The organism is Xenococcus sp. PCC 7305 (assembly GCF_000332055.1).
GTDB lineage: Bacteria > Cyanobacteriota > Cyanobacteriia > Cyanobacteriales > Xenococcaceae > Xenococcus.
This window is the reverse complement of the sequence record NZ_ALVZ01000130.1, coordinates 1-10878: the sequence shown is the minus strand read 5'-3', so window position 1 is coordinate 10878 and position 10878 is coordinate 1. Positions and strand designations below refer to the sequence as shown.

The window sequence follows — 10878 nt, the reverse complement described above, 5'->3', positions numbered from 1 at the left end:
CAAGCTAAAGGCCGAAATAGACAAACTAAAAGACTGTTTCAGTCCCGTAGTTGGGATTATAAGGTTTGCGACGCCAATGCCTGCAACCCAGACAAACATAGCTCTCAATTAACAAAATTGTCAAACCTCTAATTTTTGACTGAAAATCAGAAAATGAAATACGCATAATACAAAAATGAAATTGCCGAAATCATTAATTTGCCTGAGCTATAGTATTTTGTCGAGCCCCCTGGGAATTACAACCGCGCTTAGGTTCGTCAAAAAATATCTGATAACTGCAAACTAAAATTTATAAAATAATCGTTTTTTCCTGTTGTGGTAGTTGGGAGCCATAGGCGATCGCTTTTTTAATAGCATTAGCATCTAATACATAAATTCTTACCGAATCTGTTTCAAGTTCAATCAAATTCTCAATCTGCTGTTGTAGTTTAACAAACTGCATCTTAGTGAGAAAACATTCAAAAACACTATACTGTGTCCATTTGCCATAACCACATAACATATTGTGTAGACGAGTACGCCTTTTATTACCAGGCTTCGTATTAGGCAAATCGTAAATAATTAAATATAGTAGTTGACTCATTCTTCCAAAGAAATTCTGATGACTGTTAACTGTTACCTGAGTGTTAATGGTTTGTAAGGAACTTCTTCTTGTAGATGACGACCAAGAAGACGAACCTGTAATTCGATCGCGCGACGATAGGAACAACGATAGCCAAATACAGGATGTTTAAATTCATCATTCATTTTCCGTTCAAAAGCCTGAAGAAATTTCTTCCGACCGACCTCCGATAGACGATAGGCGCCTAAACTTTCTGTAAACTCCTCTTGCTTTATTTCTCGGTTATTAATAATTGAGATTACTAAACTATCGGCTACTAGAGGTCGAAACTCTTCCATCAAATCCAAAACCATCGCAGGTTGACCATGATGCACCTCGTGAAGATAGCCAATATAGGGATCTAAGCCAACAATGTGAACTGCCGCTGTAACTTGAACTCGTAATAATCCATAGGCAAAACCTAGCAAAGCATTTACCCGATCGCTAGGAGGACGACGTTTACGACCAGGAAAAGTCCAGCCATGTTTGAGTATATTATTCCAACAAGCAAAATATTCTCTGGCTGCCAATCCTTCTATTCCTCTGATTTGGTCTAAAGTTTGCTGTTCCGATACTTGGGATTTGCGTAACTTTAGAGGATTATCTGTTTGCCCATGACGATAGAGAATCGACCTTTGATTATGGATTTTAACAGTAATAATCGCTTTTACTAGTTCTAAACGCTTGACTATATCTTGATGTAATTGAAACTGGGCTAATCTTAATTGACCATTACGGGAATAGCCAGGTAAAGCAGAACCGAGATATTTGCCAAAATAGCTCAAATAATGAACTGGCATTCCTAAATCTAATGCATAGACCAGAGCATCTCCTGTAATCTGAGGATTACCCATTAAAACTATTTGTTCGATGGTTTGCGCTGGTAGCGATCGCTTTTGCCAGGTGCCATCTTCTTGTTTGAGAGATACTTTAAATGCTTCTTGCGATTTTTTAATAACCGCATCGGGTTGGGTTATATATAAAACAGACATAATTCAGTTATCAGTTGTGAGATTTTTCTTGGAGTAAATATTTAACTTCTTGGGGTAAGCAGATATTCTTAAGGCTGCAAGCCTGGCATTTTTTGCTGTTATTGATAGGTGGAGGCATTTTCCTTTTCGTAGTGGCCTGGGCCGATAGGATCGCCTGTTCGGTCATATGGCGTAACTGAGGCGTAAATTCTACTTTTTGTCTGCGTCGATTGCCGTAATAGAAAATTTCACCATAGGAGATAGTTTGACTTGTTCTTTCTTCGAGGCATAAAGCCGCTGCACAAAGTTGAAAATGATCGTTGAGATGTCTTCCTTGCCGACCTTTTTTGTATTCGAGAGGGATTAATTCGCCATCTTTTTCTTCTACTGCATCGATTACACCATTTACTTTTAGGCGATCGCTCCACACCCATTGATGGCGATGAACGGTAATATCTTCTGCTTGGTGTGTGCCTTCAATATCAATATTGCGATGAATATAGCGTCCTTGGAGAATATATTCGTTGTCTGCCATCTCACCGAGTTCATATTCGATGTAAAAACGACGCGGACAATATTCCCAAGCATTGAGATATGCCAGAGGCAAATAATTTTCATTCATGGTTTTTTAAATTTGAATTTTAAATTTTAGGTTTAAACTGAACTCTTCCCATACCTAATGCCATTTTGCGCCCGATTCCTGAGAAGTTGGCAAAGTTAGCAAGTATGGTAGCGATTCTGGCTTGTTCGTCATTCTTAAATTCGTACCGAACACAACCAACAGAACCTATTTCTGTAACTTCTTTTTTGATAGCTTTGGTTTTAAGATCGTAAGCTGCGGTCATTCCTTGCCAGTCAACCTTGGGGAAGTGGTATTCTTTTGGTGCAAAGGTGTTCCAACGACGCAGTAGATTACTAAAAACTAATTCTGGTAAGGGAAAAGGTTGAATACAGTTGTTTTGTTTAAAGCTAGTTGGGGAATAAAACCGAAAGCTAATGGTATTTTCAGGGGTTTTGTTGAATATATTTTTATAGCTGGTGGTATTCTCTAAATCAATTTGGGGCTTTAACAGACAAGGAATTTTCGCGATCGCAATTTTTTGACCCAAGTCTTGGCTCATACCCAATAACAGAGGTGAAAGTAACTCACGAGTTAAAAGCGTAATTCGGATTTCTAAGCAGTTATCTCGCAAAATTCTATTAGAGATAGTCAGAGGTAAATTGTTAGAGTCATGGAGGATTTTTGCCAGCTGAGAACTTGCATTGTCTATCCATTGCCAGAATAAAGCGTGAATTGCCCTATTTGGATATTTCGGTAAAGGGGAATCTGGTTGCAGAGTTAGTCTGAGATCGTAAAGATCATCGGTGTCCACTTCTACGCCGCTAATTTCATAGTAGCGATCACCTTGTTGAATAGTGGTTTGATTGCCTAGCTGTTGACAAATAGATTGCAACAGTAAAGGATAATTTTGCGTTTCGGATAACACTGGTATTGCTTTACTGACTCCTTGTTGGGGAAGCAGTTGAATCCAGGTAGGGGATAGATCGAATTCTGATAACCAGTCTTTTAGGTGAATTGACGAACTAAAATTGGTAGTGGGTTTGAGGACAACTCGAACAGCTGCTGGACTATTCTGGGTCTTGGTCAGTGGTTCTTGTGTATAGGTCATAGCGTGTGCTGGTAGCTGTGAGCTTGAGAGGTAGGAATCCAGGTTGAATAATGCGATCTCGTTTTAGGGTTGCTTTCTCGGAGGAATAGGGATTAATACGATTAAAGGTAGACTTCCTACCCAATTTATCCATTGGCTGCACCGTAAAGCTATTAGTCATATCGGTTTGATATTGGGGTTGTTCTGTCTTTTGAGTTTCATTGGGAAGATATTGAAAGAAACAACCTTTTTTCCCAAAAAAGTTTATCAAAGAGAAAAGCTTTTCTAGTTCATCAAGTTTTTCGGTTTCTCCACAACAGATACTGAGATTTCCCTGCATATATATCCATTCTCGAAAAACAAAACCTCCTTGCATCGGCATTATGTTTGGTGGTTGCTTATTGTTAGCTTTACGATAGTCTTTATCTGCTTGCTGATTCCAATAGCGCAGTTTGTAACCATTACGGTTAACTATTAGTTGTTTTGGTGGTTGGATATATATGTCTAAATCCTTTATCCACTTAAATTCCGACTCAATCCATTCCTCAAAATCTTCTTTATGCTCATTTCCCTGACTTTCTATCAATACCTTCAACAAAGCCATTTGAATTGAATAGGGAGTAGGCACAAGGTTAGACTTTGCAGCCATGCTGGTAGCATCAGAGCGTTTGAGAGAAAATAAACTCACAGGTTGATAGTGAACAGTTAGCCATTTATTCGATTGCTTCGGCATGATCGCTCTCCCAAGGTTGCGCCCTTTCAATGATTTCTTTAATGCGATCAGCAAACTGTGCCATTGTTTCGAATTCAAAGGTATGAATAGTATCTGCGCCGTTCATCTCGTTCAAAGTATCTTTAAGACTGTCTATCTGCTGTAAATAGCAATTTTCGCCAATTGCCAGAGGACTAACCATCGGTGCCGGACAGCGACGGGTACTAATTGTAATTACTCCTTCAAAATAGTCGGGGTGGGGTAAGTTGGTGTTGCGTTTTGCCCCATTGGGTTGCATATAGGTATACAAAACACTTTTGAGTAAGGCATCAAGGCGTTTTTTGCGTTCGTCTTTATCTATAGCGTAATCAAAACTATGGGGATTATAACCGATGCGAAAAGCTTCGAGGTTTAAAACCGTGGCATACAAACCCGAACTAACTTGAGTATTGTAGGGAGTAGGATTATCTTTGCCATATTTGGCGTGAAAATAACTTTGAGTTTTGACCAAATCTGGAATACCGACAACTGCACCAAACTCAATTACTGATTCTCTTTTCAAAGTTTGTCCACCTTTAACGGTCACCATAAAACCTTCAAGATCACTAATGGTACAGTCATTTAAAACTTTTGCTGTTTGTGTTTCCAAAGAATCTTCTTTTTCTGAAAAGTAAGGCTTATCTTTAGTAGCTTTTTCGATGTCATAACCAATGCGATCGGGATTAAACTCTTTACCACCCTCTGAAAGACTCAGATTTTCATCTGTGGCAATTCGGTGTAAATGTTCGGCTTGAATATGTTTGAGCATATCCCCAGAAACGCCATTAACGTATTTCAGTGGTTCGGGATTTTCCTTTTTAGTAATGAAATCTCGGCGATCAACAATATAGTAGCGACGGGTTAAAGTTTGATTCCCTTCGTTTCCTTCGTTGTTAAGAGCATGTAGTTGCCAAGACAGTATGCCACTAATCGATATGGAATAAACAGGAAAACTATTATTTTTATTCATTTTATTGATGTCTCCTTAATTTTTTAGCGATCGCGATTATCATCGGTTGACCTGTTATTTTTTCTGTCCCAATAACAATGACCGTAAGCAATTAAAAGATTCGGGATTAAACTGGAATTAGTCCCCCAATTCAAAATTAGTTCTGTAACTCTATCTAAATCGGTAACATTGACATCAGATAAAATCATTATTTCTCCTTTGCCCAACTTATTTTTAAGCCTTAAATACTCACTTTTGTATTCAGTAATAAAAGCTGCAAGTTCGCCCAAAAATTCTTCTCTTGAAGATGTTCTACTTCCAAGCCGTTGGGCTAAACCATAAAATCTTTTAAATTCAAAATCCTTTTTAGGATACGGTTGACCATCTTTTTCCTTTTTGACTAAGATTTGTCCAGCTCTTACCGTGGCATAATTAATTGCCTTGGCAATTCTTTCAAACCCTTCATCATAAATAACATTTTCGATGTTAATTGTTTCTTGGTTTTCTTTTGGCTCGTTGTTCGAGCTTAGAAGGCTTTTGATCATAATGTCTAATCCTGTTCGCGAAAATAATCTGGCATATTCTTCTTTTGCTATTCTTTTTGCACAATAATCTGCATATAACAATTGAAAAGGAAAGAAAAGTTTTAATTGTGAACCTGTAATAAAATCTCGATAAGCAGCTAAGATTTCTGTGTGTTTTTCATCTAAAGACTTCACTACTGATAAATGCTCTGCCAAGACTTTATGAAAAGTGATCGCTTTCCTAATTTCATTAGAACTAACCTTCATCCAATCTGGTAAGCCTAAGCTAAAAACATCTTTGAGCCCGTAAACTTGACCTTTTGAGCCAAAATGACTACCTTTAAATTTATTTACTAACTTTGGCTTTCGGCCAGTTTGACAAGATAAGTTGAGCATCTCTTGACTAAATCTAAGAACTAGTTCGGCATCAAATCTAGCAATACCATAACCGCTTCCTGGTGGATTTAGTTTTTTTAGATCGCTAAGAACAGAACGATAATGACTCAGAGAAATATCTTTCGGTTCTAAAACAACAACACGCCAATCAAAAGTATTTTCTGCAACTTTGACTCTTTCTGATAGAGCAAAATCAAATAATCCTTTAGCAATTAACCAAAGATTGAGCCATGAATCTTTTTGACTACTAGATCCAATTCCATCAGCTAAAATTCGATTCACCCCTTGAATAGAAGATGGCATATAGATTTTTACTGCACTGGCTTGGGTTGGTAATTTAGCATTTGTTCTTTGCTTAAAACGTTTCGCAATTGTATCAACGGCTGAACCTTGAACTAAGATATTGTGATTGCTGAAAACCTCTAAAATAGTGCTTACTAAATCACCAAAATGCTCTCGAAGATTCCAAGCTCCTTCCCATAATCCGTTATGATTGCGATCATGACGCATTGAGGTTAATATCGTTCCATTTTGAGTTCTGCGATCAGGAGGATCAGGAGCATCTTCACGCCACTTTTCCTTACCTTTGGTTTCTATACGCCAATTTTTATAAAGCGATCGCGCTTGAGAGTTTTCAACTGTACGAAAATAACCAACTTCTTCAGGAATTTTCTTAGTATCTGTTTTTGCTCCCACTACAATCGGAAAAAGATCGAAATAAGTAACAGCTTCAATCTTGCTTAAATCCATTGTTGTATTGAGATGAATTTGATAATAAATCCCTTCGTCAATTAGTTGTATTCTCTGTTTTTGTTCTGTCGCCCCTAAAGCATATTCAGCCAAACAAGCCAAACCCAACATCAAGCAAGTATCAGAATAAGTCCCGTAACTTTTAGGTACATAAAGATTCTCGATCATAAAATTCTTTATCGATTACATTTAGTAGGGTGGGCAATGCCCACCCTTACATTTTGTTAATTGTGAAATAATCACAAAATATATCTAGGAATCAAACTCACATTCCATTTATATCTCCCAGACTCCTTTCTTCCCGAACACGAGATTTTTAAAAGTCCTTCAGAGTAAGAAATTGTATCTGTACTTTCTTCTTGTCCTAATCGTCGAATTTCAGCACTAGAAAAACTTTTTTGTGTTAAGTCTTGCAGGATATTGCCGACTTCTCGCGTAGTTTTATTAGTTGCACAAATAACTTCTATCCGATCAACATTTAGCTTTGACTGAGCTTGATTGGAATGTATCATGGTCTTATGTTTTTATTTTCTAGGATCGTCATCAAGGCGATCTGTTCTTTACCATTTTATAGTAACGTTGTATAAGCGTATTGTCTTAACAAAATTGAGTTGTTTTGCGATATTATAGATAAGGCAGGCAAAATTTAATAATCCCAATTGCGGGACTGAAACTAAGCTTATTGGCTAAAAATCAGATAACTCATTTAACTTGTCTGCCATATATCAAAGTCTTCCTCATAATGTGCTACTCCTCACTTGCTAAAGCGAGACCGCCTCACTCAATATTTTTTCTCTAATTCGCTCTTTCAAAGCTCCTTCGGTAGCCAGATCTACCTTGTGATTGAGCAATTTTTCCAAATCTAGTTTTAAACCCGCAGGAAACCAAGGACTAATATCATCAAGGGAATAATCAACTAAGAAATCAATATCACTATCTTGATCAGCTTCGTTACGGGCAACAGAACCAAAAATCCGCACATTAAAAGCTCCGTGTTTAGCTGCGATCGCAATAATTTCATCACGTTTATCTTGTAATAAATCAGCAAGTTTATCGGAATTATTCATAATCACTTTTTAAATTCAATTAGTTGTACAGATCGCATATCGCAAATTCTCAAAGCCCTAACGACCAAAGCGTATAGTTGTTGATATTCTAGAGAATCGGAATCGAAGAAATTAAGATCGATCACTCCAGCATCATAAATAGTTTGCTTTAATTCAAAAGGCTCAGATGATAAAGATAAAGATATAGAGTCAGGTAACTTCAAATTTTTAACTAACTTTTGCCAACTATCCGCGATCGCATCATTAGCATTCTCCACTAACTCAATAGTTTCATTCCTTGCCACATCCGAAAGCTTCCAACCCCTTGCCCAAGCTGAATGATGTCTTCCTGCTGCCATTTGAATTACACCAAAGATATTCTCAATTTGTTCCTCATCAGCATCAAAACTATCTTCCAAAATAGGTTGCAGATGAATTTCTAAAAGTTCTGTCATCAAGAATGCACTTTCAACAGCATGAGGAGGACGCTTGTTTTCGGCCATATATTTTTTGTATTCAGCTTTAAGTTCTGGAATACTTGGCTTATGGTCTGTATGAGCCAGTAAAAGGTCTTTTGGATTGCTGGCATTAAAATCATCGATATTCTCAGATTTTTTGTAAGCGATTTCCTGCCAACCCCGCATAACCTCTTGCCATTTCACCTGTAATTTTCCTAAATCGTGAGTCAAAATTACGAACATCACTAATAATTCAAATAAAGCTTCTGCTTTTTCCTTGCTAGCTTGAGTAAAGATTTTGGCTCGGATAAATCTTCCTCCGGCTTGAAGCAATTCCTCTCTAATGCTGGTATAGGTTAACTTGTCTTCTGCGGCTTGGGGCGGAAATTGATTATGCCAGCAATCCCACATCATTTTTAGATGTTGAGCATAAGTATCCATGTAATATTCATACTCATCTTTATATGGTTTTTCCGAGTTATCTGGTTTAGGGATATCCTGTTTTTGTTCGGGAGGATTTGTGACATTAATTTCTAAGCCAATATCTTTAGAGTAACCAACGTATTTACGATTAATAATCAATCTAAAACTAGCAACCACCTCTTTTGCCGAATTCACCTTTTCAGATGTAATCGTTATTTTCTTTGCTCCAGGCTTTTTATAGGTTTCTGCCTTGTCTGCTTGGGGGTTTTCCACTCGTTTAAAAAGCCAATCTAATTTATTTTCGTTAAATTCTTTTAATGCTTTTAACAGAGATGTTTTGGGGACAGAGAAAACTGATAACTTACTAAGATCGACCCCTTCCCCATCTTCCTGGGAACTTCCATCAAGAACCATTGCATTATCTGTGGAAATATTGGAAACATAGATAGTGCGATTATCAACAAAACGGATTAGTTGTCTGGCAGTAGAGCGATCGCCCTCAAAAATAGCATCCCGAAACTTATTCTCGAACTCTAAGCGATTATTTTGCCGACGTTTCTTTTGCAATTCAGATTCATCTTGATGTACCTTCTGAATCCAATCATCTTCGGTTTCAAAACCTACTGATTTTTGAGCGTCATGTTGTGTTTCCAGAATCTCCGATGTTTTCTCACAGACATCATCGCTATAGGGTAAAAACCGTCTCTTCTTCTCCGGTTGGTTGTGAATTAACTCTGTTTCTGCATCGTCTGTGTCAGCTTCAGCTAATTCTTGATTATTTTCCTCGATCGCAACATTTTTGTATACTCTTACTTCTCCAGTTTCACCCTGAAATCTGGCACAACGCCCAGCCCTTTGTAATAGAGAACTCATGGGACATAACTGAACATGCATCACCTGAGAAGTAATGTTAATCCCAACTTCAATTACCTGTGTAGAAATTAGAACATAACATTTACCATCATCTCTCCATCCCTTACCAAATATAGTTTCTAGATTACTTTCTTTCTTTTTGCGATCACCTGGTAAAAACCGAGAATGCAAAAGCGTCACATCAATCTTATTCGGGTCAATAATTTCCTCTAAATCTCTAAACAAACCCTGAGAAACCGAGACAGTATTACAAATAACAATGACTCGTTTGCGATCGCGTTTTTCTATATCATCCAAAATTAACTTCGCTGATAAAGGTTGATCTATAGCTTTAAAAGTACGCTGGCGATCGCCTTGAATATTATCTAAATCTTCTTTTTCTACTTTGACCTCTTTGATACTTCCTCCAGCAGCAGACATAATTTCATCAACCAACTGCTTAGTAAGAGTCGCAGTCATCAACAAAAAGGGAGAAATACCTTTAGCCTGTTCTAAAACCTTTAAAACCGTGGCAAAAGAACGCTCTGGATCGAGAAGATGTAACTCATCGAACACCAAATAAGACGCAAAAATTGCCCCTGCATTAACATTTGCCGAACCTCGCCCGACAGAATAGGGAATATTGAGAAAACTACTCAACATCTGATCGATAGTACAGAAGATAATATCTCCCTCAAATCTGGGATCTTCTGGGTTTTCTCCTGTTTGTAGAGTTACAACGATGTCCTTGATATTTTTGGTCTTAGATTGCTCGTTCCATTTTTCAATATATTGAAAAATATATTGTTGAGTTCTAGTTCTTAGACTGTTAGCCAAAGTTCTTAAGGGCACGACATAAATTAACTTATTAGGAAAATCTAGATCGTGTAATTTGGCAAATAAAAAAGGTGCGATCGCAGTTTCCGTTTTCCCCGAGCCTGTCGGTGCTTTGAGAATGGTATTAATTGGTTTAGGCTGATTCAGCAAATTAGCGATCGCTTCTCGTTGAAAACCTCGCGGTGTAAATGTCGTGAGCTGCTTAAAATATTTATCTATTATTTCTGGCGTAAAATTCATAAGTCTGATTACTGTTTACTGAAAAAGACTGTTTACTGATTTAATATTTTTGATACATTTCCGAAATATCTTCTTTAATCATCTCCACTAACTCTGGTGGACTCTTGATAATTGCACCCTTACCATAATAAAGAACCCATCGCTTAACCTCTTGTAAGCCTCGCGCGACAAAATTCAAAGTCAAAGAACCATCGTCATGTTCTTCAATTTGTTGCGACGGATGCCAGCGACGCTCGCGGATATATGGCGCGGTAACGGGATCAAACCAGATAGCAATAGCGGTAGGGATTCCTCCTGCTTCGTGTTGAAACACATCGGCAAAATGGGCTTCGCGGTCAAAGTCAGGATCTTCAAAAGTTTCTTGCAATAGTTCCAAAGACTGAATGCGATCTACTCGAAACCAACGTGGTTCTTTTCTGTTGTGGCAATAT

11 protein-coding genes are annotated in these 10878 nt (G+C 37.8%); all 11 read right to left on the bottom strand.

From position 1 onward, the window contains the following. Positions 1-289 precede the first annotated feature (289 nt). Entirely contained in the window at positions 290-583 is a 294-nt protein-coding gene (gene cas2, locus XEN7305_RS07055; RefSeq protein WP_006508685.1) for a CRISPR-associated endonuclease Cas2, read from the bottom strand. Between the two features lie 32 nt (positions 584-615). After that, a complete protein-coding gene (gene cas1d / locus XEN7305_RS07050; RefSeq protein WP_006508684.1) occupies positions 616-1593 on the bottom strand; it encodes a type I-D CRISPR-associated endonuclease Cas1d in 978 nt (325 codons plus the stop codon). 10 nt (positions 1594-1603) lie between these two features. Further along, positions 1604-2194, bottom strand: coding sequence for a CRISPR-associated protein Cas4 (gene cas4 / locus XEN7305_RS07045; RefSeq protein WP_006508683.1), 591 nt, complete (start codon positions 2192-2194; stop codon positions 1604-1606). Positions 2195-2213: 19 nt separating this feature from the next. Next, the gene (gene cas6 / locus XEN7305_RS07040; protein WP_006508682.1) at positions 2214-3242 is read right to left on the bottom strand and encodes a CRISPR system precrRNA processing endoribonuclease RAMP protein Cas6; all 1029 of its coding nucleotides are present in this window, start codon (positions 3240-3242) and stop codon (positions 2214-2216) included. Further along, entirely contained in the window at positions 3202-3954 is a 753-nt protein-coding gene (locus XEN7305_RS07035) for a hypothetical protein (protein ID WP_006508681.1), read from the bottom strand. Before XEN7305_RS07035 ends, cas6 begins: the two co-directional genes overlap by 41 nt. Continuing rightward, a complete protein-coding gene (locus tag XEN7305_RS07030) occupies positions 3935-4942 on the bottom strand; it encodes a DevR family CRISPR-associated autoregulator (protein ID WP_006508680.1) in 1008 nt (335 codons plus the stop codon). The genes XEN7305_RS07035 and XEN7305_RS07030 overlap by 20 nt, the downstream gene beginning before the upstream one ends. A 23-nt stretch (positions 4943-4965) precedes the next feature. Beyond that, positions 4966-6759: a hypothetical protein gene (locus tag XEN7305_RS07025; RefSeq protein WP_006508679.1), complete on the bottom strand. Its 1794-nt coding sequence runs from the start codon at positions 6757-6759 to the stop codon at positions 4966-4968. Positions 6760-6830: 71 nt separating this feature from the next. Then, on the bottom strand, positions 6831-7103 hold the full coding sequence (locus tag XEN7305_RS07020; RefSeq protein ID WP_006508678.1) for a hypothetical protein: 273 nt from the start codon (positions 7101-7103) through the stop codon (positions 6831-6833). A 249-nt stretch (positions 7104-7352) separates the two neighbouring features. Next, entirely contained in the window at positions 7353-7658 is a 306-nt protein-coding gene (locus tag XEN7305_RS07015; RefSeq protein ID WP_006508677.1) for a nucleotidyltransferase family protein, read from the bottom strand. 2 nt (positions 7659-7660) lie between these two features. After that, positions 7661-10447: a CRISPR-associated helicase Cas3' gene (gene cas3 / locus XEN7305_RS07010; protein ID WP_006508676.1), complete on the bottom strand. Its 2787-nt coding sequence runs from the start codon at positions 10445-10447 to the stop codon at positions 7661-7663. Positions 10448-10487: 40 nt separating this feature from the next. Then, the coding region (locus XEN7305_RS07005) for a WYL domain-containing protein (RefSeq protein ID WP_006508675.1) at positions 10488-10878 on the bottom strand (391 nt) is incomplete at its 5' end.

Bases quoted from the DNA above. Each gene is read 5' to 3' on its own strand.
- XEN7305_RS07020 (WP_006508678.1), bottom strand. From the start codon at position 7,103: ATGATACATTCCAATCAAGCTCAGTCAAAGCTAAATGTTGATCGGATA.
- XEN7305_RS07015 (WP_006508677.1), bottom strand. From the start codon at position 7,658: ATGAATAATTCCGATAAACTTGCTGATTTATTACAAGATAAACGTGAT.
- cas3 (WP_006508676.1), bottom strand. From the start codon at position 10,447: ATGAATTTTACGCCAGAAATAATAGATAAATATTTTAAGCAGCTCACG.
- cas4 (WP_006508683.1), bottom strand. From the start codon at position 2,194: ATGAATGAAAATTATTTGCCTCTGGCATATCTCAATGCTTGGGAATAT.
- cas1d (WP_006508684.1), bottom strand. From the start codon at position 1,593: ATGTCTGTTTTATATATAACCCAACCCGATGCGGTTATTAAAAAATCG.
- XEN7305_RS07025 (WP_006508679.1), bottom strand. From the start codon at position 6,759: ATGATCGAGAATCTTTATGTACCTAAAAGTTACGGGACTTATTCTGAT.
- XEN7305_RS07035 (WP_006508681.1), bottom strand. From the start codon at position 3,954: ATGCCGAAGCAATCGAATAAATGGCTAACTGTTCACTATCAACCTGTG.
- cas6 (WP_006508682.1), bottom strand. From the start codon at position 3,242: ATGACCTATACACAAGAACCACTGACCAAGACCCAGAATAGTCCAGCA.
- cas2 (WP_006508685.1), bottom strand. From the start codon at position 583: ATGAGTCAACTACTATATTTAATTATTTACGATTTGCCTAATACGAAG.
- XEN7305_RS07030 (WP_006508680.1), bottom strand. From the start codon at position 4,942: ATGAATAAAAATAATAGTTTTCCTGTTTATTCCATATCGATTAGTGGC.